The organism is Sphingobacterium kitahiroshimense (assembly GCF_025961315.1).
Lineage (GTDB): Bacteria > Bacteroidota > Bacteroidia > Sphingobacteriales > Sphingobacteriaceae > Sphingobacterium > Sphingobacterium anhuiense.
The window spans coordinates 4,701,587-4,724,655 of sequence record NZ_JAOQNK010000001.1 but is presented as its reverse complement, the minus strand read 5'-3'; the positions used below and the strand labels follow the sequence as shown (position 1 = coordinate 4,724,655).

General features: G+C 35.0%; 21 protein-coding genes and 2 tRNA genes. 16 read left to right on the top strand and 7 right to left on the bottom strand.

Annotated elements, in window-relative coordinates; genetic code table 11:
• The 8 genes from M2265_RS20490 to M2265_RS20455 all read left to right on the top strand — a co-directional run bounded on the left by M2265_RS20490 (position 1) and on the right by M2265_RS20455 (position 11,033).
• Positions 1 to 1,674, top strand: a complete 1,674-nt coding sequence (locus M2265_RS20490; protein WP_132770970.1) for a hypothetical protein — start codon at positions 1 to 3, stop codon at positions 1,672 to 1,674.
• A gap of 65 nt (positions 1,675 to 1,739) precedes the next feature.
• Positions 1,740 to 2,168, top strand: coding sequence for an SRPBCC domain-containing protein (locus M2265_RS20485; RefSeq protein WP_132770971.1), 429 nt, complete (start codon positions 1,740 to 1,742; stop codon positions 2,166 to 2,168).
• Positions 2,169 to 2,534: 366 nt separating this feature from the next.
• On the top strand, positions 2,535 to 3,137 hold the full coding sequence (locus tag M2265_RS20480; RefSeq protein WP_132770972.1) for a TetR/AcrR family transcriptional regulator: 603 nt from the start codon (positions 2,535 to 2,537) through the stop codon (positions 3,135 to 3,137).
• Positions 3,138 to 3,229: 92 nt separating this feature from the next.
• On the top strand, positions 3,230 to 5,983 hold the full coding sequence (locus M2265_RS20475) for a TonB-dependent receptor (protein ID WP_132770973.1): 2,754 nt from the start codon (positions 3,230 to 3,232) through the stop codon (positions 5,981 to 5,983).
• A 37-nt stretch (positions 5,984 to 6,020) separates the two neighbouring features.
• Positions 6,021 to 7,307 carry a parallel beta-helix domain-containing protein gene (locus tag M2265_RS20470; protein WP_132770974.1) on the top strand — a complete coding sequence of 429 codons (1,287 nt, stop codon included), beginning with the start codon at positions 6,021 to 6,023 and terminating at the stop codon, positions 7,305 to 7,307.
• Positions 7,308 to 7,309: 2 nt separating this feature from the next.
• Positions 7,310 to 8,383, top strand: coding sequence for an SO2930 family diheme c-type cytochrome (locus M2265_RS20465; protein ID WP_165905922.1), 1,074 nt, complete (start codon positions 7,310 to 7,312; stop codon positions 8,381 to 8,383).
• A 40-nt stretch (positions 8,384 to 8,423) separates the two neighbouring features.
• Positions 8,424 to 9,824: an aldehyde dehydrogenase family protein gene (locus tag M2265_RS20460; RefSeq protein ID WP_132770976.1), complete on the top strand. Its 1,401-nt coding sequence runs from the start codon at positions 8,424 to 8,426 to the stop codon at positions 9,822 to 9,824.
• Between the two features lie 78 nt (positions 9,825 to 9,902).
• Positions 9,903 to 11,033, top strand: a complete 1,131-nt coding sequence (locus M2265_RS20455; protein WP_132770977.1) for an alpha/beta fold hydrolase — start codon at positions 9,903 to 9,905, stop codon at positions 11,031 to 11,033.
• Between the two features lie 230 nt (positions 11,034 to 11,263).
• On the opposite strand, the gene M2265_RS20450 is transcribed toward M2265_RS20455, so the two are convergent.
• Positions 11,264 to 11,337: transfer RNA gene (locus tag M2265_RS20450), tRNA-Met, on the bottom strand.
• Between the two features lie 304 nt (positions 11,338 to 11,641).
• Positions 11,642 to 11,715: transfer RNA gene (locus tag M2265_RS20445), tRNA-Met, on the bottom strand.
• 60 nt (positions 11,716 to 11,775) lie between these two features.
• Here M2265_RS20445 and M2265_RS20440 point away from each other — a divergent pair.
• The 5 genes from M2265_RS20440 (at position 11,776) to M2265_RS20420 (ending at position 16,909) form a co-directional block, all read left to right on the top strand.
• Complete coding sequence (locus tag M2265_RS20440; RefSeq protein WP_021192118.1) at positions 11,776 to 12,153, top strand: START-like domain-containing protein; 378 nt, start codon at positions 11,776 to 11,778, stop codon at positions 12,151 to 12,153.
• A 91-nt stretch (positions 12,154 to 12,244) separates the two neighbouring features.
• Positions 12,245 to 13,720 carry an LptF/LptG family permease gene (locus M2265_RS20435; protein WP_031289548.1) on the top strand — a complete coding sequence of 492 codons (1,476 nt, stop codon included), beginning with the start codon at positions 12,245 to 12,247 and terminating at the stop codon, positions 13,718 to 13,720.
• A gap of 77 nt (positions 13,721 to 13,797) precedes the next feature.
• Positions 13,798 to 15,012, top strand: coding sequence for a bifunctional 3,4-dihydroxy-2-butanone-4-phosphate synthase/GTP cyclohydrolase II (locus M2265_RS20430; RefSeq protein WP_021192116.1), 1,215 nt, complete (start codon positions 13,798 to 13,800; stop codon positions 15,010 to 15,012).
• 56 nt (positions 15,013 to 15,068) lie between these two features.
• Positions 15,069 to 15,467 (top strand): thiol-disulfide oxidoreductase DCC family protein, encoded by a 399-nt coding sequence (locus M2265_RS20425; RefSeq protein ID WP_132770978.1) that lies wholly within the window; start codon positions 15,069 to 15,071, stop codon positions 15,465 to 15,467.
• A gap of 11 nt (positions 15,468 to 15,478) precedes the next feature.
• Positions 15,479 to 16,909: an NAD-dependent succinate-semialdehyde dehydrogenase gene (locus M2265_RS20420; RefSeq protein ID WP_132770979.1), complete on the top strand. Its 1,431-nt coding sequence runs from the start codon at positions 15,479 to 15,481 to the stop codon at positions 16,907 to 16,909.
• A gap of 94 nt (positions 16,910 to 17,003) precedes the next feature.
• Here M2265_RS20420 and M2265_RS20415 read toward each other — a convergent pair whose 3' ends face one another.
• A complete protein-coding gene (locus tag M2265_RS20415) occupies positions 17,004 to 17,894 on the bottom strand; it encodes a sugar phosphate isomerase/epimerase family protein (protein WP_132770980.1) in 891 nt (296 codons plus the stop codon).
• A gap of 427 nt (positions 17,895 to 18,321) precedes the next feature.
• On the opposite strand from M2265_RS20415, the gene M2265_RS20410 reads away from it, so the two are divergent.
• The 3 genes from M2265_RS20410 (at position 18,322) to M2265_RS20400 (ending at position 19,501) form a co-directional block, all read left to right on the top strand.
• The gene (locus M2265_RS20410; protein ID WP_132770981.1) at positions 18,322 to 18,609 is read left to right on the top strand and encodes a putative quinol monooxygenase; all 288 of its coding nucleotides are present in this window, start codon (positions 18,322 to 18,324) and stop codon (positions 18,607 to 18,609) included.
• A gap of 72 nt (positions 18,610 to 18,681) precedes the next feature.
• Complete coding sequence (locus M2265_RS20405; protein WP_132770982.1) at positions 18,682 to 19,014, top strand: low molecular weight protein tyrosine phosphatase family protein; 333 nt, start codon at positions 18,682 to 18,684, stop codon at positions 19,012 to 19,014.
• A gap of 34 nt (positions 19,015 to 19,048) precedes the next feature.
• The gene (locus M2265_RS20400; protein WP_132770983.1) at positions 19,049 to 19,501 is read left to right on the top strand and encodes a hypothetical protein; all 453 of its coding nucleotides are present in this window, start codon (positions 19,049 to 19,051) and stop codon (positions 19,499 to 19,501) included.
• 38 nt (positions 19,502 to 19,539) lie between these two features.
• Here the strand turns inward: M2265_RS20400 and M2265_RS20395 are convergent, their stop codons facing one another.
• From M2265_RS20395 to M2265_RS20380, 4 genes are all read right to left on the bottom strand, one after another.
• Positions 19,540 to 20,682, bottom strand: coding sequence for a DEAD/DEAH box helicase (locus tag M2265_RS20395; RefSeq protein WP_132770984.1), 1,143 nt, complete (start codon positions 20,680 to 20,682; stop codon positions 19,540 to 19,542).
• A gap of 151 nt (positions 20,683 to 20,833) precedes the next feature.
• The gene (locus M2265_RS20390; protein WP_132770985.1) at positions 20,834 to 21,379 is read right to left on the bottom strand and encodes a CopD family protein; all 546 of its coding nucleotides are present in this window, start codon (positions 21,377 to 21,379) and stop codon (positions 20,834 to 20,836) included.
• A gap of 129 nt (positions 21,380 to 21,508) precedes the next feature.
• Positions 21,509 to 22,546: a uroporphyrinogen decarboxylase gene (hemE, locus tag M2265_RS20385; RefSeq protein ID WP_021189966.1), complete on the bottom strand. Its 1,038-nt coding sequence runs from the start codon at positions 22,544 to 22,546 to the stop codon at positions 21,509 to 21,511.
• A complete protein-coding gene (locus tag M2265_RS20380; RefSeq protein ID WP_231577776.1) occupies positions 22,546 to 23,064 on the bottom strand; it encodes a hypothetical protein in 519 nt (172 codons plus the stop codon). Before M2265_RS20380 ends, hemE begins: the two co-directional genes overlap by 1 nt.
• Positions 23,065 to 23,069 lie beyond the last annotated feature (5 nt).

The window sequence follows — 23,069 nt, the reverse complement described above, 5'->3', positions numbered from 1 at the left end:
ATGCAGAAATTAACATTAAAATTCATTTTGCTTTTCAGCAAATTATGGACAAGCATAGGTATCGATGTTGCCCAATTAAGGATAATAATTGAAACAAAATTAACAATAGATGATCGTCGTCCTTTAGCCTCGTTCACGAAGAATCAAAATAAGAAACCAGCTAAAAATTCAACCTGGTTTCAATTTTTTATTTTCTCCCTTATGGGGCTCATGTTCTTATCATTTGTTATTATCATCCCCGATAAATTCTTAGCAACATCATTATTCTTAACGTTTATATTATCCATATTATCATTATCGCTGATAACAGACTTCTCAACAATTCTTCTTGATAACAAGGACCAATATATCATTTTACCAAGACCAGTGAATGATAAAACAGTTGCTTTTTCAAGGATATTATACATGTTAATAAAGATTTCTACGCAATTACTGCCCATAACATTACCAGCATTAATCTATGTATTTGTCAGTTGGAATATTTTTGCAGCATCGATATTTCTTGTTCAAATTATAATCGCAGCTTTAATAGCGGTTTTCTTTGTCAATATTTTCTATTCCTTATGTCTACGTTTTCTGTCTATTCAAAAATTTAAAGATACAATCAGTTACATCCAGATATTCTTTTCCATTTTTATTTTTCTAGGTTATCAAATTGGCCCTAGAGTAATGCAAAGTTTTACAGAAGGAGAAAACAGTATTTATCATCTTAAATTACTATGGATTTCTCCAGGAACATGGATCGCATCTTTTCAAGCTATGCTAGTTAAAGATTTCAGTGGTTTGACACTTATTTTTGCTTCTCTCAGCATCATTTTACTTATTGTGGCCATTTTAGGGTCATCACAATTATTTTCGAAAGATTTTAATAATAAAATAGCACAGTTAGCTATCGGAGACAGCCCAGTTAAAAAAGAAGAACTATCACAAGAGGGGAAAATTTCGTTTTATAAAAAAATAGAAAAAATATTCACAAATACACCATTGGAAAAAGCGGGATTTTCAATCATTTGGTTAATAACTTCACGGTCTAGAGAGTTTAAAATGCAACTGTATCCCACAATGGCTTACTTACCGATTTACTTCATTTTTCTATTTCTGCAGGGGAAAAATAATACATTGGCTGAACAAATTGACCGTGTGAATACATCAGGACTTTATATTATGATTTTCTATCTATCGCTTTTTACAGTATTAACTGTTTTCCAGCTAATCACTAAAAGTGAAAAATACAAAGCGGCATGGATCTATTACGCAGCCCCTATTCAACAAACAGGAGAATTAATGTCAGGAGTTTTAAAATCAGCATTCTTAAAATATTTCGTACCCTTCAATTTAATTTTTCTAATCATTTGTGTCCCCCTTTTTGGCGCACATGTGACCAATGACATTCTGCTAGCAACAGCCATAGGAGGTATTGAAAGTGTTCTTGTTATGTTATTCCTAGTCAAATCTTTTCCCTTTTCACAATCTATAGAAAACGGGAAAAGTAGAACAATCATTAACCTGTTTATATTAGGACTTTTAGCATTAGTAGGTTACTTACATATCGTTATTCATGAATACGAAATTATAATTTGGGTGATTACCATTATAGCGTGGATTATATTTTTAATCATGATTAAATATCTGAAAAAAGAAAATTGGAAAAGTCTAGCTTTTGATGATAATTAACAGGAAATTTCAACCTGATAAAAATATTAATTACCTTTATACTAATTCCTTATAAATTACAAATTATGTCAACAATTACAGTCAGTGCCGATATAAATGCCCCCTTAGAATATGTCTGGAAACTATTTAGCAAACCAGAGCATATTATTCACTGGAATGCTGCAAGCGATGATTGGGAAACAACAAGCGCAACCAATGATTTGCGAAATGGAGGTCGATTCAGTTTTCACATGGCCGCAAAGGATAAAAGTTTTGATTTTAATTTTGAAGGACAATATGATGAAGTGAGGCCCCTTAGGCATATAGCATATACGCTTGGAGACAACCGAAAGGTAAGTACTACATTTTTTGAAAACAAAAACGTGGTAACAATCGTTCAGAGTTTTGATAGCGAAACCTCACATTCCGAAGAACAACAACACTCGGGGTGGCAGGCCATCCTCAATAATTTTAAAAAATACGTTGAAACACAATTTCAGCAAAAAGATGCTTAACCCTAATTAAGCATAAAAGAATTACGGGGGCTATGGCCCCCGTAATTCTTTTATTATTCAAAACATCCTATCTTGGATCCTGATTAACTTCAACAAATAACCACGTAGCTCAAATCTATAGATCCTGAATAACATTACTCTATTCTTTCACTCCTTATTAAGGATACTCATGTGTACTAATCTTAATTAACCATCATCTTTTCTATTTTGATAAAGAAAAAATAAAGATGATCATCAATAAAAAACTATTAATACCTTAATTTTATTAAGTTTAAAAAATTAAAACAGGTTATTTTCAACTTTTCAAACTTTTTAATAAAATGTTTGGAAAATTGAATTTGTATTTATAACTTTAGTCTAAGCAATATGAGTAAGAAAGAAGAAGTAAAGAAAAAAATTGGTAAATCAGCAATGGAATGTTTTGCGAAATTCGGTTTGGACAAAACAACCCTTGAAGACATTGCCAAAGCTGTTGGTCTCAATAAAACATCATTATACTATTACTATAAAAGCAAAGAAGATATATTCATTGAGGTAGCACTAGAAGAAGGCGAAAACTATATTCATTCGCTACAAAGTGCTACGGTTGAGAAAGAAGGAATTGAAAATAGAACAGCATTTTATCTCGAATCACGATTCAATTATTATAAAAATGTATTGAACATGAATCGTGTTTCGGTAGAATCAATGGGTAAGTTACTTCCGCGATTCTTCGAGCTATATGATGCCTTGATGATTCGAGAAAAAGCATTCCTCACACAGCTATTGGAAGAAGCAGTTAAAGAGGAAGAATTGGAATTAAAAGATCCAAAAAATACAGCTTCCGTATTGATCAATTTTTCCAATGCACTAAAACACAGTGTGGAACAACAGGCTATACTAAAACAAGAGCCTGAAATTGATTATTCGCAAAGTCTGCAAGATACCAAATTTTTAGTGTCTTTGATTTTTAAAGGAATTAAAAAGTAGCCGCAATGTAGTATTCGATAGAAACTAGAGAAAGGGTAAAAGCTATTTTTGATATTTTTTAATGTTGTTGCTAAAACTAACCAATTATAAATATGAAAAAGGTCCTTTTACTCAATCTGATCCTTTATCTCTGTATGCCCGGCACAGTCCTCGCGCAGAGCTTTATTAAAGGAAGCATTAAAAACAGTACCACCAATGAAGCCGCATACGCAATCTCGATTCGCGTTAAAAATGGCACCGATGGCACCTATAGTGACGATCGGGGTAGGTTTCAATTGAAAACCTCTAAATCACTTCCGATTACATTATTGATTTCCTCAATAGGTTATGAACCTCAAGAATTCATCGTAGAAAGTTTTTCAACTCCATTAGAACTACTTTTAAAACCAGCTCAGATTCTTGGTCAAGAAGTCGTCGTCTCGGCAAGCAGAACAGTACAAAATAAACTGTCGTCTCCAGTTACCATCGAACAGATCAGTGCCAAAGATGTCGTTAACTCCCCGCAAATCAATTACATGGATATGATGCAAGGACTAAAAGGAGTAGATGTAACTGTCTCTAGTCTGGGATTTACCAGTGTAACAACTAGAGGTTTCAATACAAGCGGTAATACTAATTTCACCCAAATCGTAGATGGTATGGACAACCAGGCACCTGGGTTAAATTTCCCGCTCGGCTCCGCAATTGGTCTAACTCAGCTCGATGTGGATAATATTGAACTTCTTTCAGGAGCATCCTCTGCATTATATGGTTCAAGGGGATTAAATGGAACCATGGTTATGACAGGTAAAGATCCATTCAAATACCAAGGAGTTAGCGTATTAATCACACAAGGTGTCAATCACATCAATAACAAGAAAAAAAATGACCCTGTATCACCTTCCCCCTATTACGATTGGACAATTCGCTTCGCCAAAAAAATAAATGATAAAATCGCCTTCAAAATAAATACACAATATACTCAGGCTAAAGATTGGGTCGCCAATGATGCTAGCAATAAAAATGGACCAGGAACCAGCCTAACTGATCCCAACTACAATGGCGTAAATTTTTACGGAGGCTCTACCTCCACCGATATTTCGCCCTTTCTACAGGCAGCACTTGCCGGAAATCCGGATCTAGCCCCTATTATAGAACCACTACTGAGTAAACCCAACTATGTTGCTCGTACCGGATATCCAGAATATGGATACTTAGACAATACCGCCAAACTTTTTAAAATAAATGGAGAATTACGTTATAAGATAAGCCCTAAAATAGAAGCCATAGCATCAGGAACTTTCGGCACTGGAAATATCGTTTACACCAATGATACCCGATATCAACTAAAAGGTTTCAAAGTAGGACAGTACAGACTGGAATTAAAAAGCGACAACTGGTTTGTCCGAACCTATACTACCCAAGAAAATTCTGGCCGTACATTAGTAGCAGGACCTACAGCGCAATACATTAATGAGTCTTGGAAAACAAGCTATGATGGAGAAGCTGGTGGTTGGTATCCTGAGTATACATACCAACTGATCAATTCACTTGCCGGAGGAGCAGCACTCAATGATGCACACTTAGCTGCGCGAGCATTTGCAGATCAGGGACGAGCAGAGTTAGGCACTCCGCTATTCAATCGACTTAGAGATAGTATCACAAGTACACCTATTTCAGAAGGGGGTACACTCTTTCTTGATCGTAGTAAATTATACAATACCGAAGCCCAATACAACTTCAGTAATCAAATCAAATTTATGACTGTTATTGCCGGAGTCAATTGGCGTTTATATAATTTAAACAGTAAAAACACCCTATTTCCTGATAAAGATAAACCCATAAATGTAAATGAATATAGTGCATACGTGCAAATGGCGAAAAAAGTAGCTGAAGAACGATTGAACATAGCAGCTTCATTTAGATATGATAAAAACACGCTGTTCTCCTCACCAAAAGTTACATCGCGGGCGTCCCTGGTTTTCGAAGCAATGAACCAAAATTTCATTCGCTTCTCCTACCAAAATGCCTATAGCTTTCCTTCGAATATACAAGCCTTGCAAAATACTTTAAATGGATACAACAGCTATTCATCTGGAGGTTCATCACGCTTACTAAACGATAATTATCAATTTGACAAGTACCCACCATATGTCTATGAAAGTGTACTCAAGTTTCAAGAAACAGGTGATCCAGGTGTACTTGAAAAATTTCAATATGACGATATCAAACCGCAATCAGTAAATGCTTTTGAATTGGGTTATGCCGCCTTATTGGGCAATAGATTTATGATTGATATCCTAGGATATTTCTCCACTTGGAAGAATTTCATTGGCTATGCCAATGTAGCAAACACACCAGGGACTGATGATGTTAACGCCTTAAAAGATCACAGCACTTACATACAGTATAACATTGCTTTTAATGGAGGTGAGACAGTAAATACCTATGGTTATGCCGCCAGTTTAAGTGTTGACATGGGATATAACTTTTTGGGTAAAATTAATTACTATTCCGACTACCTGAAAAATAAAAATGATAGTCAGATCAATAATTTTAATACACCAAATTATCATATCAATATGGAATTTGGAAACAGTGGCTTTGGTAAAAAACAAGTTTGGTCATTCAATACCAGTTTACGGTACAAACCCGGATATCATTATGTCGTATCGGGAGGATTAGCTTCGGGAGAAGTACCAAGTTCTGCAGTAATAGATGCACAAATTAGTTATAAGTTGATCAAAGCACGCTCAGGAATTCGTCTCGGTGCAACTAACATAACCAATAAATACTATTCAACTGGAATCGCAAATCCCAGAATTGGAGCAGTATATTATGTCACCTATGCTTATAATATATTATAACCAACCCTAACCTTTAAACTTATAAACCATAACCATTATGAAACAATCATTTTATCTAAAGCTTACTTTACTATTTATGATAGTAGGAATGATAAGCTCCTGTAAAGGAACAAAAGAACAGCAGGACAACTATGCTAATATCTTGACTTTTAAACCTGGCGAAGAAGCAAAGATTGAAGAAGCATTCTTATCAATAAAAGACAGTACAAGTATTTTACTTCAGGCAGGTAATTACAAATTTGACAATTTAAGTATCGTACAGGTCAAACATATTTTAATTCATGGAGAAGGCCATGATAAAACGGTCCTCAATTTTTCCAGTCAAACGCAAGGCGGAGAAGGTATCCGAGTTACCGATGTCAAAGGATTTACTATCGAGAACATGACCATTCGTGACTCTAAAGGTGATTTGTTAAAAATCAGCAATAGTAGTGATGTGAAAGTTGCAAATTTACATGCGCTATGGAGTCAGGCAGATTCGACAAGTGGAGGCTATGCGATTTATCCTGTGCTCTGCAAAAATGTCCTTGTTGAAAATTGTTATACAGAAGGTTCTTCAGATGCAGGAATCTATGTAGGCCAAACAGACGGAGCAATTGTTCGCAATTGTAAAGCAGCCAAAAATGTGGCCGGATGTGAAATTGAAAATACGTCAAATGCAGAAGTATATAATAATGAATTTTATAACAATACAGCAGGATTTCTAATTTTTGATTTGCCAGACTTATCGAAAAGGGGTGGTAAAGTAAAAGTTTATAACAACAACATTTATGACAACAATTTTAGAAATTTTGCTAAAAGCGGAAGTTTTGGTACCTCTTGGGGAGTAGGAAATGCTTCGCCCGGAAGTGGTATTATCATCCTGGCAGCTTCAGATATTGAAATCTACGACAATAAAATTACTGGAAACAATACCGCAGCAATTACAATTGCATCAGGCTTTGCAACAGATGACAAAGCTGCAGAAAAAATTAATGCCAACTATTCTCCTATTTCCAAAAACATTAAAATACACAGCAATAAACTTGAAATGGGACCAGAATTTCCAAAACCCGCATTCGAACATCGAATTGGACAAGTATTAGTTGCAACTCAAGAACAACTAAATAAATTGGACCCTAATCGCAAATTTAAAAGAATTCCATTAATCGTATATGACGGTTTCAGTAGTAATGTATTAACAAAAGGAACAGCATTAAATCCAGATTCTATCTGTATCCATCAACCTGAAGAAAATCTATTTGTAAACGCTGACTTCCAAAATGTTGCAAAGCCGGAAAACTGGAAGCCAAATACGGATAGTGCACCATTTCAATGTAAATGATCATGCAAAAGTTTTACCTTTTAACCATAAGCATCTTGCTCAGCACATTCTTAATTTTGCTCATGCATCAAGGATGTAATAACACTAATAAAGCAAAATCCGATAATAGTACTGAAGGATTTACATTTAAGGAAAAACTTTCAGATTACGGATTTTTTAAAGGAAACCTTAAAAATTTAGAACCAGTAAAAGGCGTTATCAGATATGATTTAAGTACACCCTTATTTACAGATTATGCTATAAAAGATCGATTTATTGTGCTTCCGCACGGAAAGCAGATCAACTATAGGGCTAGTGGACCCTTAGAATTTCCAGATTCGAGCATTATCATCAAAAATTTTGCTTATACTAATGAGGCGCACCAAAAGATCATGATTGAAACCCGGTTATTAGTGAAAGATCCCAAAAATAAAAAATGGATAGTCATGAATTACCTTTGGAATAAAGAACAGACCGATGCGATTAGACATATTACAGGAGCTAAAGTACCGATTACTTTACTTGATGAAAATGGAAATAAACATGTCACTAATTATATGGTTCCAAATACAAATGATTGCAAAAGGTGTCGTACTGACAACGATACACTAACACCAATCGGTCCAAAAGCAAGAAATCTGAACTTTATTCTTAAAGATCAAATGAACAACCAGCTAACAAAATGGACTTTAGAGGGGATACTCGTTGGCTTGCCCGAAATTTCAAAAGTAGCACAGTTACCGGTATGGACAGATAGTAAACATTACAGTTTAGAGAAGCGGGCACGTGCATATTTAGATATTAATTGTGCACATTGCCATACAAAAGGTGGCGACGCATTTAATACTGGTCTATTTTTGGATTATGAAGAAAATAATCCAAATCATTTAGGCATAAAAAAAGCACCCGTTTCAGCTGGTGGAGGAGCTGGAGGATTAGATTTTGATATCATTCCGGGAAATCCAACGCAGTCTATTCTACTACATCGCATGAATAGTGTAGAACCTGGAACAGCAATGCCAGAACTCGCGCGTACCATCATTCATAAAGAAGGTGTTGCATTGATCCGAGAATGGATACAGCAATTGCCACAATAAAAATAACTTTTGAAGCATAGCTTATAAACATACTTGACTAATGACAGATCATATCCAAACCATTTTTGAACTTCAGCAAAAAAACAAAGCTGTACTCCAATGGAGTACAGCACAACAACGTATATTAAAATTACGTCGATTAAAAACTGCAATTGAAGAATTTGAAGAACAGATCTACGATGCATTACAGACTGATCTAAGAAAAAGTAAATTTGAGTCCGCCCTTACGGAAGTATTTTTCGCACTCAGTGAAATTGATTTTGCCATCAAGAATTTAAAACAATGGATGAAGCCAAAAAGGGCCCGCAGGACATTGACAAGTATATTGGCAACAAATCGCATATATCAGCAACCAAGGGGCGTATGTCTAATCATTGCACCTTGGAACTATCCATTTCAACTGATTATGAGTCCATTAATATCTGCTATTGCAGCTGGAAACTGCATCATATTAAAACCTTCAGAAATCAGCTCTGCAACGAGTAATGTCATCACGCAATTAATTAAGAATACTTTTCAAGAAGAGGACATAGCTTGCTTCGAAGGAGATCGTTCTATTTCAGAATTCCTACTTCAGCTTCCTTTTGATCACATATTCTTTACAGGAAGTACTACGGTAGGAAAAGCTGTTATGCAGGCAGCTTCCAAAAATCTAAGTACCGTTACACTCGAATTAGGAGGAAAATCACCAGTCATCATTGACGAAACCGCCGATATAAAAGATGCTGCTTCAAAAATTGCTTGGGGCAAGCTCATCAATGCAGGTCAGACCTGCATTGCACCTGATCATGTATTTATACAAAGATCCAAACTTGAAGAGTTTATACAGCAGTACAAAGAAGCTGTTAGCCGTCAGTTTTTTAATGACCAACAGCAACTGGATATGGCACAATATAGTAAGATCATCAATCGACAACATGCCGAAAGATTAGTGGGATTGATCACTGATGCTGTAGACAATGGGGCCTCCATAGCTTGGGGAGGAGAAGTACTGTGGCCCGAATTGACCATTTATCCTACCCTCCTATCTCATGTATCGCTAGACAGCAAAATTATGCAGGAAGAAATCTTTGGCCCAATACTCCCCGTTATTCCCTATGACGATCTAGAGATGCCATTAAATATCATCAATAGCAAGAGTAAACCTTTGGCCCTATACATTTTCAGTAAAAATAAACTTACCGTAAAACGCTTGTTAAAAAGCACGAGTTCAGGTGGCGCGTGTATAAATGATGTTGTCATCCATGTTTCTAACCCAAACCTTCCTTTTGGAGGCGTAAATGGTAGCGGAATGGGAAGTTGTCATGGCATTTTCGGCTTTAAAACATTTTCACATGAAAGGTCAGTAGCTTTTCAATCAGCATTCAACATGTCGCAACTTATCTATCCTCCTTATACAAAAAAAGAATGGGTGATGAAATTACTTCGAAAATTTATGTAAGGATAAGAATATTCACTTATTTTTTTACGAGCTGATTATACACTATCTTTAACAGTCAAAATTAGCTTTGATTCCTGTATGTTAAACTTCTTAAAATCAAAAATTACAAGGGTACCCGCAAAGTACCATAAATCAATTCATGTCCTTTTCCATTTCATTTTACTTATCGGCTGCTTATCATGCACAGCCTCGCTTGCTCAAGAAATAGATAAAAATCAACTTGAACGTCATTATGAATCTGCTACAAAACAGTTCAGTACTTATGAGCAAAAACATCGCAGGACTACAGAAACTATAAATGTAAATTTATCCTATCTCCAATGGGGCGACAATCAAAATAAAACTAAAGTACTAATATGGCTCCATGGCAGTCTAAGTAATGCTTACGAATTTGCTCCTTTTGCATTACACCTTGTCAAAATTGGTTACCGTATCATTTCAATAGATCAATATAATGCAGGAAAAACTCCTCTGCCACCATTTGATGCTTCATTCGATGATCTCTGTATTGACATCAAATCATTAATGGACACTTTAGAAATTCAACATGCTGTTATAGGAGGATTTTCCCGTGGAGGCTACCTAGCGACAAATTTTTATAAACTGTTTCCTACATATGTCGCAGGTTTAATACTGGAGGATGGCGGATCAGTAGCCTTTAATACCAGCTACTTCAAGTTGAATCAAAGAGAATTAGAACAAAAATTACAAGAAGTCAATCTCCCCGCTGAAATAGAAGAAAAGTATTTCGGCTTTTATGATAACCACTTTGATGCTTACAAAAGCCTTTATGATGACAGTAATAAATCAGATCAATTTGAAATCTTAAGTTTTTTGAAACCGCTAGATCAAAAATGGATCACCTACCGCGGACAACAAGAATACTATCATATGCGAGACAGTCTACAGATGTCAGAAGCAATATTTGGCAACCCTAATGTCAGTAACTATGCATCGTCCATAATTAAAGTAGCTCCATTTGAAATATTTAAACACGTAAATATTCCGGTACTTATACTAGATGCCATTTCAGTTCACGATCCTATGCCTGTTTATGCAGAAAACAAAATGCTTGCTGAAAAGCATTCCAACTTCATCAAACATATTGCTTTTGAAAATGTGGATCACAATATTCATTTCGCATATCCTGAGCAATTTCTAAAAGTTATTACTAAATTCTTAAACGAAGTAAAATTAACTAAAGACTGAACTAACGGTGGTAAAGAGCATGAAACTAGAATAGGATCCGGAAATATACTATTACCGCTTGCAAGATCATTGTACAAATGATACTCCTAGCTATAGTGCACCGCCAGTCATTCCCACGTTAAACTGTTTTGATATAATAGTATTTTTTTAAGAACAATAAAGAAGTAGACATCGTATCACCAAATTTAGGCATAAAAAAAGGAGACAACTAATATAGTGTCTCCTTTAAGTAGCGGGGAGCAGGATCGAACTGCCGACCTCAGGGTTATGAATCCTGCGCTCTAACCATCTGAGCTACCCCGCCGTTTTTCGGTATGCAAATATAGCAATAACCCTTCAAATAAAAAGCTTTTTTTTATTTTTTTTCACTGTTTTAGCGCCTTGGCGCACAAAAAAAACGCAATTACTTTATAATGAAACAAATAGTAATCATAAAAAAAACAAATGTGAGAACATAAAATATCAGCAGCTTAAGCATGCAATATTTTTAATTTTTAAAATCGAAAAGTTTTTTGTAAAATAATTGCAAAGACAAAATAAATATGTATTATTACAATAATATATATAAGTATAACCAATGCACAGTTAGAAAGTATGTTAGAGTTTTGTAGCGGGGAGCAGAATCGAACTGCCGACCTCAGGGTTATGAATCCTGCGCTCTAACCATCTGAGCTACCCCGCCGTTTTTGGGAATGCAAATATAGATTTTTTTAAGTAAATAAAAAATAAATATTCATATAATATGGCTGAAAAAATAAAATTGAACTTAGAATATATAGTAAATTCTTCACCTAGAATTTTATTCCCCTATTTACAGGAGCCAAATGCCTTATCACAATGGTTTGCCGATGATGTTAATTACCGCGAATCTATTTATGAATTTATTTGGGATGATGAAGGTCAAAAAGCCAAAATTGTAAATGTTAAAGAAAACAAACTAATCCGCTATAAATGGCTTGAGGACGAGCCTTATTACTTTGAACTAGAAATTGATCAGGACGAATTAACAAATGATGTAGCACTCCGCATTACTGATTTTGCAAAAGAAGAAGATGTAGAAAATCGCAAAATGATCTGGAATAATTCAATTGAGTATCTCCAAAGTGTAATTGGAGGATAAAAAAGTATATCTTTGCATCTTAATAAGGTCTATTAAATAGATCTCTAAAGCTTCAAAAATATCATAGCTTTAGAAAGGAACATATGATCGGATGAAAAAGATTTATTTACTTATTCTTAAATCCTTTATAAAGCCATTTTTCGTCACTTTTTGTATTGTGATGTTTGTGCTTTTAATGCTTTTCTTATTTAAATACATAGATGATTTAATAGGTAAAGGTTTTGAATGGTATGTCATACTGAAACTAATCGGCTATCAATGTGCGGTTCAGATCTCTATGGCTATGCCACTTTCTATGCTATTGTCATCCATTATGACTTTTGGTAATCTTGGAGAGAGTTACGAACTAGTTGCCATCAAAGCAGCAGGAGTTTCACTCAGAAGAGCCATGACTCCTTTATTCATTTTAGTAGGTTTTTTCAGTTTAAGCTCTTTTCTCTTTTCGGATTACATTTTACCTATCGTAAATTTAAAGATGGGGTCATTATTATATGATGTCCGTAATAAAAAAGCTGATTTTTTAATAAAACCTGGTATTTTCAATAATACTATTCCAGGTTATTCAATACGAGCAAAAGGTAAAAATGAAAATGGTACAATCCTGTACGATTTGATGATTTACGATAATCAAGGTGGAAATGCTGGCAATACGGTTTTAATCGCTAAAGAAGGATTTATTTATAATTCTCCTGATAATAGCTATATGATCTTAAAACTTAAAGACGGTATTCGCTATGAAGATGCACGCGTAAAAAGTTCTAAAAGCTACGATCCCCGTCAGCAGTTCACGAGATTTAAATTTAAAGAAACTGAGCAAAAATTTGATATGGAATGGAATAAGATGCAGCGAACAGATGAAAATTTGTTTAAGAGCCATCATGCCATGTTAAACTTAAAACAGTTAAAAGTGTATACCGATTCTAATAAAATGAAATTAGACAGTCTTAAGCACTCTCTCTCGCTTACTGTAGATAATCGTTTTAATCTATATTCTCCATATTTTAATACCCAAGAAGGAGGCAAAAAGATAAAACCTGCTTCGGTAAAACCTTTTAATAATTTATTAGAAGATCTTGTTCTTCCCGAACAGCGTGCACAAATTACAGGAAATGCGTTGAGTCAGTTAAACTACATGAAAGATGATTTGAGTAACAAATTACCTGATTACAAAGATTTAAATGGCAAAGACATCCGGTACCGCATTGAGTTTCATCGGAAATTTACATTAGCTGTCTCATGTCTTTTATTATTTGCTATTGGTGCGCCTTTAGGAGCTATTATTCGTAAAGGTGGGCTTGGTCTACCTGTTATCATGGCTATTATATTCTTTCTTATTTACCACATTATTTCCACCGTAGCAGAGAAATCAGCAAAGGACGGTGCAATTTCACCTATTTTAGGGATGTGGATGGCCATTATCATATTATCGCCATTAGCTGGATTTTTAACGTATAAATCAACCACTGACTCGGCCTTATTTGATATTGATCAGTATAAAATAAAAGCTGAAGCTGGATTGAATTGGATTAAAAGTAAGATTGGTAAAAAGAAGGCAAAATTGCAATAATAAGCTCATTTTGACTTGCTCATTATAATTAAAAGAGAATACTACACTACCTTTGTATAAATACATTTAAGATATCAATGGATTTCAAATTAAACACGATTGAAGAAGCAATCGAAGATATAAAAGCTGGCAAAGTGATCATCGTAGTGGATGATGAAGACCGCGAAAATGAAGGTGATTTTGTTACAGCAGCCAGAAATGCAACACCGGAAGTGATCAACTTCATGGCAACTCACGGAAGAGGATTAGTCTGTGCACCTTTAACAAAAGAGCGTTGTGATGAATTGAATTTAGAATTAATGGTAGGTAAAAATACCGCTGTTTATGAGACTAACTTCACTGTTTCAGTTGACTTACAAGGTTACGGTTGTACAACAGGAATTTCTGCATCAGATCGTTCAAAAACGATCAAAGCACTTATTGATCCTAATATTGACCCTGTTGAGCTTGGCCGTCCAGGACATATTTTTCCACTAATTGCAAAAGATGGTGGTGTTTTACGTCGTACAGGACACACAGAAGCTACTGTAGATCTAGCTCGCCTTGCTGGTTTCGAACCTGCAGGTGTATTGGTCGAAATTTTAAAAGAAGATGGTGAAATGGCTAGACTTCCGGAATTAATGGAAGTAGCAAAGCGCTTTGATTTAAAAATTGTAAGTATTGAAGACCTAATCGAATATCGTCTTAAACATGATTCACTTATCGTCGAAGAAGTTCAAGTGGATATGCCAACAGCATTTGGTGATTTCAAATTGAAAGCTTACACCCAAAAAGATACAGGAGAACATCATCTCGCGCTTTATAAAGGGGAATGGACAGAAGATGAACCAATTCTAGTACGCGTACATAGCTCTTGTCTTACAGGTGACATCTTTGGCTCATGCCGTTGTGACTGTGGTCCACAGTTACACAAAGCAATGGAAATGATCCAAAAAGAAGGTAAAGGGGTTATTGTGTATATGAATCAAGAAGGTCGTGGAATAGGCCTTGTTAATAAATTACAAGCCTATAAACTGCAAGAAAATGGAGTTGATACTGTTGATGCCAATACACAATTAGGTTTCAAAGCCGATTTACGCGATTATGGAATCGGAGCACAAATCTTACGCAATCTAGGAGTAACAAAGATGCGTTTAATGTCTAACAATCCTGCAAAAAGAGCTGGATTAGTCGGTTATGGATTAGAAATCGTGGATAATGTTGCTATAGAAATCAAATCAAATCCTTATAACGAGCAATATTTAAAAACTAAAAGAGATCGAATGGGACATACCATTATGAAGAATCTTTAATCATACTTGTAAAAGGGAGTTCGGAAGTTCTCCCTTTTTATTTATAATTTCAATTGATGAAAGCAGAAATTAAACAGCTTATTTTATTTGACGGGGTCTGCAATTTCTGCAACAATACAGTCAATTTTATCATCAAGAAAGACAAAAAAGATCAGTTTAGATTTGCTTCCCTGCAGTCGAAAATTGCACAGGATTTTATCAGCGGTCTGCCGTCAAATACGGACTCCATTGTATACGTTAGAAATCAAAAGGTTTTAGTAAAAAGTACTGCGGCATTATTTATCGCAATGGATTTAGGATATCCCTTTAAAATTCTTGCTATTTTCAAGTTGATACCAACTTCCTGGCGAGACAGTTGTTATGATTATATCGCGAAAAATAGGTATCGCTGGTTTGGTAAAATAGATCAATGCGAAATACCAACAGAACACAACCGCAAAAAATTCATCTCATAAATATAAAAGCTATGAAAAATCCCTTATTGCTTAATCAAGCATATATAAATGGAAAATTCATTTCCCACACAAAGACATTCGATGTTATCAATCCTGCCACAGGAAATATTATAGACACCGTTCCAGATTTAGAAGTCGCTTCATGTAAAAAAGCAATTACCGCAGCAGAAAAAGCTTGGGTGACCTGGCGTAAAACAGCTGCAGTGGACCGATGCAACCTTGTTAGAAAATGGTACGAATTAATCCTAAAAAATAAAGTCGATCTAGCTGAAATTATAACGCTAGAAAGTGGAAAACCGCTAAAGGAATCCTTAACTGAAGTTGACTATGGTAATTCTTTTGTCGAATGGTTTGCCGAAGAAGGAAAACGTGCTTATGGAGAAACAATACCAATTGCTCAAAATGGAAATCGAATGATGACCATAAAGCAAGGCATAGGTGTTGTAGCTGCCATTACACCCTGGAATTTTCCTTTAGCGATGGTAACACGTAAAGTAGCACCGGCGCTAGCGGCAGGATGTACTATTATTTTAAAGCCCGCTTCACAAACCCCATTCTCAGCAATTGCATTGGCAAAATTAGCCGAAGAAGCAGGTATTCCTAAAGGTGTATTTAATGTGGTAACAAGTAAAGACAGTGCTGGTTTTGGCAAAGAACTAGCGACCAACACGACCATACGGAAACTCTCATTTACAGGTTCAACCGAAGTAGGAAAAACATTAACAATTCAAGCCGCCTCTAATATCAAAAAAGTATCTATGGAGTTAGGGGGCAATGCGCCATTCATTGTTTTTGATGATGCAGATATAGATGCCGCAGTAAAAGGCGCAATTGCAGGTAAGTTTCGTAATTCAGGTCAGACCTGTGTATCCATTAATAGATTCTATATTCAGGAAACAGTATATCATGCTTTTGCTGAAAAACTTACAGCGGCAGTGAAGGAATTGAAAGTAGGTAATGGACTGGAGAACAACGTACAAGTCGGCCCACTAATTAATGAAAAAGGTTTAGAAAAAGTAAAACAGCACATTTCAGATGCCCTAAAACATGGCGCAAAAATAACAACAGGAGGCAACCCCTTAACAGGTCTTTTCTTTGAACCTACTGTACTTACAGATTTACCTCATGATGCACTTATAGCACAGGAAGAAACCTTTGGCCCAATATGCGCCCTGTTTAAATTCACCACAGAAGAGTCCGTTATTCAATTAGCCAATGACACACCATTTGGTCTAGCCTCATACTTCTACAGTCAAAACATCAGCCGCTGTTTTCGTGTTTCCGAACAATTAGAAGCAGGAATGGTCGGTATTAATACTGGATTAATTTCAAATGCCGCGGCGCCATTTGGAGGAGTTAAAGAATCAGGAGTCGGTAGAGAAGGATCCAAACATGGATTGGATGAATACATGGAAATAAAATATCTTTGCATCGCTGAATAATAAGAAATACATTACCAGGCGAATAAATTATAAAAGAAAAGCACGAGTCAAAATGACCCGTGCTTTTCTTTTATAATTCAGTAGACCTGATATACTATTTAGCGTAGCTAGCTTGCACATATGGTGCCGCTAAAAGATAATCGATACTTTCTTTCAAGCCTTTTTCCAGATCAACAGAAACCTCTTCAAGTTCAACAAATATATGCTTCACTCCTGCAGTTTTAGCATTCTTAAAGATTGCATCAAATCCAACCATACCACTTTGACCAATTTCACGGCGATCTTTGATATGAAGAGCAGTAAATCTTCCTGGATATTTATTAAAATAATCTACAGGGCTAGATCTACCAATCACTGTCCAATACACATCCATTTCAAAAAATACATCTTGCGGATTTGTATGTTCAATCATATAGTCCAACATGATAACTTTATCTTCCACTTTCTGAAACTCATGAGCATGATTGTGATAGCCATACTTAAGACCATTTTGACGACACAATTTACCAACCTCATTTAGATATTTACATTGCGTGTCAAGATCTTTAATTGTTTTTGGAACTTCCATCCATGGAGTAACAATATATTGCATACCAGCCGCCTTATGTGCCTCTATCGCTTCACCCCACCATTCCAATGCTTTTGAAAAATCTCCAGAAGCTAATTCTTCATTGGAAAGATTTCTAGTAGCATGGGATGAGACAACTTTCATTCCAGCCTTCTCAACTTTACTCTTAAAATCCTGAGGAGAGTTATTATAAAATTTCCCGTCGCTAAATCCTGCGGCTTCAACTGCCGTATATCCCATCGCCGACAATTTTTTCAATACAGGAAAGTAATCTGCATCATTTTTAATCAAACTTCGAACAGAATACAATTGCAAGCCAATATCTTTCTTTTTCAATGTTTGAGCAACACTGTCGAATCCAGTAAGGCTAGATCCTGCCATCAAAAGGACAGCTACTAAAAATTTTAATTTCTTCATAATTTATTTTTCTAAAAACCTTCCTTAAAAACATTATAGAACTTTATTAAATAATAATAATGTTTATTCATTGTAAATAGTATTAAAGACTATCGGAAGATTAAATGTAATATTATACATTATTTCAAAAAAATACAACAACAACATTTAAAATTTAGATAACAATTCAGGTACAATCATGATAAATAATATCGCACGATTACTAATCACATCTATAGGTAGAAATAAACCTTAATACATCAATTCCTCAGATACAATAAAGTAAGGACTTCATAAAGACCAATTTGAAGAGCTTATTGATCGTATTGAAAACATTGATGGATGAAATTTCATTGAAAAATCATACTTTAGAAAAATGTTATATCCCTAAATCCAGTTGGATACAATAAAACAAGCATAATAAAATCTAATCCATTAATAATTATAAATGAAAATTTACCTTACTGTTGTACTAAGAACAAAAGAAGCATATCGCGACCAAGTAAAAAAGACACTGCAGGAAATGGTTCGTTTAACACGACTTGAACCAGCTGTCGAACTGTATAATTTACATCAAGGCATAGAAGACCCGAATATATTCACATTTTATGAAATTTGGAAAGATCAAGCAGGTCTTGATGCCCATAATGCCCAACCCTATATCAAAGACTTTGGACAAAAATATGGCGCATTTTTACAAGAAGAACCAACACTGATTAAGACAGTTTTGATTTAAATAAGAAAAAAATATTATCAATAGCATGCTCATCTATAATCTATCATCTTTCCATAAAATTCACCTATAATCATGCTAAACATATTATTTATTTGCAGCCGCAACCGCTGGAGGAGCTTAACAGCAGAAACAATTTATAAAAAACATAAAACTGTTCGTGTTAAATCTGCTGGCACAGAAAATAATGCAAGAATTAAAGTGAATGCCAAACATCTAAACTGGGCAGATATCGTATTTGTCATGGAAAATCATCACAAAGAGAAAATAATGCAGCAATTTCCAAATGAATGTAGTAATATAGAAATCGTAATACTAGAAATACCTGATGAATATAAGTACATGGATAAAGAACTCATTGAAGAAATACAAGATCCCGTTTCATGTTATATTTCCGATAAAGCATAAGTAACCTTGATTATCAAAAAAACAGATTTAATCTATGCTAGCCTTTTTTCCGAGCATTTTTCACTCCATAAAAACATATTGTTACCTAATAACAATATTATTCACTTTAAGTTGCCAGCCTAGTGCGGTCAATTTTCCTGCTAAACATTATCGGGCAGTTTCAAAAAGAGATACAGCATACCTTCAGCTTACTAAAAATGAAAACCATTTTTACGGACACTATACGATCCAATATGGTAATAGCGGTAAAGACTCCGGAGAAATTAGAGGAAATATAAAGGGAGACACATTAATTGGAGACTATTTTTATATGCCACATAGTGGAGGAGTAAAAAAAAGAACACCATTTGCACTACTGCAGGATGGAAAAACGCTACGATTAGGAAATGGAGCGATAGTAAGATTCCTGGATATTCCCAGTTACTCTCCAGATGTTGCAATCAACTATGATAGTGTCAAGTTTGTCTTCATAGAAATTGCACATTAAACAAATAGCCCGCTAAAAAAGCGGGCTAATAAATTAAATTAATAACCGTGCAGATTTACTTCATCTGTTGGTTTAATATCGACCTTTTTGCCCATTTTCCTCTGAATAACAGAAAAATGATGCAACTCCTCATCTGTTAATAAGGTAATAGCAGTTCCTAAATTATTTGCACGACCAGTTCTTCCTATACGATGAACATAATCTAACGGAGAACGAGGTAATTCAAAATTAATAACGACTGGTAGAGAATCGATATGAATACCACGGCCGATCAGATCTGTAGCTACCAAAACCTGTGCATCTCCTTTTTTAAAATAATTGAGATGATCCTTTCTATTACTTTGCGATTTCTGACCGTGGATAGAAATTGCTCTAATTTTATTTTTCAATAATTTCTCCACCAATTTATCTGCCGTACGTGTAGAAGATACAAATACAAGTACTTGGTTCATCTTTTGCTCTTTGATAAGATAACGCAAAAATGGACCTTTAGTCTCCGCAGTTACATGGTAAGCGATCTGTTCTATCTGATCAATATTGGCTTCTTCACTTTCAATCTCTACAACAACAGGCTTGATTGAAAGAAGATTATTTATTTCAGTTATTTTATCATTTAATGTTGCAGAAAACAAGGTAATTTGTTTCTTCTTAGGCATTAAAGCCAAAAGTTCTCTGAGCTCATCTTCAAAACCCATTTGAAATAACTTATCAGCCTCATCAATAACCAAATGTTGAATATGACTAATGCGCAGCGCCTTGTTCTTAATTAAGTCCAATAAGCGGCCTGGAGTTGCTGTTAAAACTTCTACCCCAAGCATACCTTTCATTTGTGGATTAATAGATACACCACCATATACCGCCATAGTTTTTATCTCTCGCTTTAGATTACCAGTAAAGGCTCTAAAAACTTCATCAATCTGAATGGCTAATTCTCGGGTAGGAACAAGTACAAGTACTTCAATATTTCGATCTCTTTTAACAACATCAATTTGTAACTTCTCTAATATAGGCATCACAAAACATGCAGTTTTCCCAGAGCCTGTTTGCGCAATACCCATCAGATCTTTGCCCAATAAGATAACTGGAATAGCTTGTTCTTGAATAGGAAAAGGTTTCAGATAACCTAATTGCTTGACAGAACTGATAATATTGTGTGATAAACCTAAAGACTCAAATGACATAAAATGTTTTATTTACTGCAAATGTACACTATTATTTATTCTCAATAGTTATCCAGTAAAGATCAGATCAACATCTGCTAGTCTAAATAACCGAATTTAATAGTAATAATTAGTTTGGAATGATTCCGATTTTTTAGAAATTAAAAAATCATTATTTGCCTTCTCTTGAAGTTCTATATTTTTTATAAGCTTTGATCAATATCATTAATACAATCGCCAGTGATAGCAGACCGACAACGCCATAGATCCAGTTCAATGCAGATTTTAAAACAACGGTAAAAACAATGGAAAACAACAGTACAGTAGATACTTCATTCCACATTCTAAGTTTTGAGGAACTAAGCGTTGATTTTTCATCTCTAAGATTAAACATCATCCGTTGACTGATAAAATGGTAAGCAATCATAGCTGCCACAAATAGCAACTTGACATGCATCCACCCCATTTGTAATAATGATGGATTAACATACAGCATTACTAAAGCCGAGAAAACTGTAATGTACATAGCAGGAGTAGTTATTACCCACCACAATCGATTCTCCATGATTGAAAACTGCTTATGTAAAACGGTATATGCCTCTTTAGATTGATCTTTTGCCTCTGTATGATAGATGAATAGTCGGGGCATATAAAATAATCCCGCCATCCAACAAATGACAAATATGATATGTATCGCTTTAGCGTAAAGATAAATCATAATCCTAAAAGTATGAATACAAAGATAATTGAATATTGAGTTATTGAGTTATTGAGAAGAACTTATTTACTACAAACAAAACAAGGAACAAATATTTGTTCCTTGTTTTGTTTGTTAAACTGATACTTGTTAATATTTAAATTCTTTAACAACTTCAATTGCGTATTTCACATTATCAAAAGGGATATCAGGCATAATACCATGACCTAAGTTGAAAATAAATCCATTTTCACCACGCATACGTTCAAATAATTGAAGGATCTTTTCTTTGATTACTTTTTTATCAGCATACAATACAAATGGATCCAAATTACCTTGAACAGCAATTCCCGCAGGTAACGATTGTTTGATATTTTTTAAATCTGCATTCCAATCGACAGATATCACATCCGGTTTTGCTTCTGCCATTATTGGGGCAAACACAGAAGATCCTTTACAGAAAGAAATTACGGGAACATCTTTTCGATTCAAACGAGAGATGATTTGATTATTATAATAATGAGCAAACTCTTTATAATCATTCCAAGATAAAGCTAAAGCCCAGCTATCAAATAACTGAACAGCATTAACACCAGCAGCAATTTGCATGTTTAAATACTCGACAGTTACATCAGCTATCTTTTGAAGAATAGTGTGAGCCAATTTTGGTTCATTATTCAACATCAATTTGGTCAACTTAAAATCTTTTGAAGAAGCCCCTTCAACTAAATAACTTAAAATTGTAAATGGTGCACCTGCAAAACCAATTAAAGGAATACTACCATTCAAACGCTGTTGAATTACTTTAATAGCATCAGCTACATATTCCAATTTAGGCAAACAATCTGTAGCTAATTTATCAGCATCAGCAAAAGAACGCACTGGATTAGCGAAACGCGGACCTACTCCTTGTTCAAAACTTAAATCTCCACCCATTGCTTCTGCTGTAACCAAAATGTCAGAAAACAAAATTGCGGCATCTATACCTAGTAAATCAACTGGCAACATGGTAACATCTGCAGCAATCTCCGGAGTTTTGCACATTTCCAAAAAGGAATATTTATTTTTTATTGCCCAGTACTCAGGCATAAATCTTCCAGCTTGACGCATCATCCATACAGGCGGGCGTTCAGTTTGCTGCGAAAGTGCAGCTCTAATCAATAAATCGTTTTGTAAAGTAGTAATCACTATATATGTTTTGAAATTTCGTTTTGTATTTTGCCAATTATACTGGCTTGACGTTCTGTTAAATTCAATTTCTTCGCAACATCAATATAAGCTTGAGCACGCTCATACTCTTCTTTTCTTAAACTGATATTCGATAAATTGATTAAGACCATCCCTTTTTCATTATCTTTTTTCCACGGTAATCTTGATGCTAATTGGAAATGGTATTCAGCTTCATCAATGCGATCCTCATGAAGTGAAATAGTACCCATCATATATTCATAAATATTACGACGTCCTTTCCTCAAGCGATCAGGATTTTTCACTTCAGCCAGTAAAACTTTTGCCTTAGCATAGTCCTGCTTATGAAATGAATCACTAGCCATAGCTACTGAGCTCTCGCGCAAATGACTCCACACCAGATAACAAACACCACCTGCAATCAGGATCGAAGTTTGATAATGTCCAGCATAAACGCCATATCCAATTAACAATAATGCAATGATAATAACAGCTACACGAGCCTTAAATGTCATCATAAAAC

Bases quoted from the DNA above. Each gene is read 5' to 3' on its own strand.
- M2265_RS20490 (WP_132770970.1), top strand. From the start codon at position 1: ATGCAGAAATTAACATTAAAATTCATTTTGCTTTTCAGCAAATTATGG.
- M2265_RS20485 (WP_132770971.1), top strand. From the start codon at position 1,740: ATGTCAACAATTACAGTCAGTGCCGATATAAATGCCCCCTTAGAATAT.
- M2265_RS20480 (WP_132770972.1), top strand. From the start codon at position 2,535: ATGAGTAAGAAAGAAGAAGTAAAGAAAAAAATTGGTAAATCAGCAATG.
- M2265_RS20475 (WP_132770973.1), top strand. From the start codon at position 3,230: ATGAAAAAGGTCCTTTTACTCAATCTGATCCTTTATCTCTGTATGCCC.
- M2265_RS20470 (WP_132770974.1), top strand. From the start codon at position 6,021: ATGAAACAATCATTTTATCTAAAGCTTACTTTACTATTTATGATAGTA.
- M2265_RS20465 (WP_165905922.1), top strand. From the start codon at position 7,310: ATGCAAAAGTTTTACCTTTTAACCATAAGCATCTTGCTCAGCACATTC.
- M2265_RS20460 (WP_132770976.1), top strand. From the start codon at position 8,424: ATGACAGATCATATCCAAACCATTTTTGAACTTCAGCAAAAAAACAAA.
- M2265_RS20455 (WP_132770977.1), top strand. From the start codon at position 9,903: ATGTTAAACTTCTTAAAATCAAAAATTACAAGGGTACCCGCAAAGTAC.
- M2265_RS20440 (WP_021192118.1), top strand. From the start codon at position 11,776: ATGGCTGAAAAAATAAAATTGAACTTAGAATATATAGTAAATTCTTCA.
- M2265_RS20435 (WP_031289548.1), top strand. From the start codon at position 12,245: ATGAAAAAGATTTATTTACTTATTCTTAAATCCTTTATAAAGCCATTT.
- M2265_RS20430 (WP_021192116.1), top strand. From the start codon at position 13,798: ATGGATTTCAAATTAAACACGATTGAAGAAGCAATCGAAGATATAAAA.
- M2265_RS20425 (WP_132770978.1), top strand. From the start codon at position 15,069: ATGAAAGCAGAAATTAAACAGCTTATTTTATTTGACGGGGTCTGCAAT.
- M2265_RS20420 (WP_132770979.1), top strand. From the start codon at position 15,479: ATGAAAAATCCCTTATTGCTTAATCAAGCATATATAAATGGAAAATTC.
- M2265_RS20415 (WP_132770980.1), bottom strand. From the start codon at position 17,894: ATGAAGAAATTAAAATTTTTAGTAGCTGTCCTTTTGATGGCAGGATCT.
- M2265_RS20410 (WP_132770981.1), top strand. From the start codon at position 18,322: ATGAAAATTTACCTTACTGTTGTACTAAGAACAAAAGAAGCATATCGC.
- M2265_RS20405 (WP_132770982.1), top strand. From the start codon at position 18,682: ATGCTAAACATATTATTTATTTGCAGCCGCAACCGCTGGAGGAGCTTA.
- M2265_RS20400 (WP_132770983.1), top strand. From the start codon at position 19,049: ATGCTAGCCTTTTTTCCGAGCATTTTTCACTCCATAAAAACATATTGT.
- M2265_RS20395 (WP_132770984.1), bottom strand. From the start codon at position 20,682: ATGTCATTTGAGTCTTTAGGTTTATCACACAATATTATCAGTTCTGTC.
- M2265_RS20390 (WP_132770985.1), bottom strand. From the start codon at position 21,379: ATGATTTATCTTTACGCTAAAGCGATACATATCATATTTGTCATTTGT.
- M2265_RS20380 (WP_231577776.1), bottom strand. From the start codon at position 23,064: ATGATGACATTTAAGGCTCGTGTAGCTGTTATTATCATTGCATTATTG.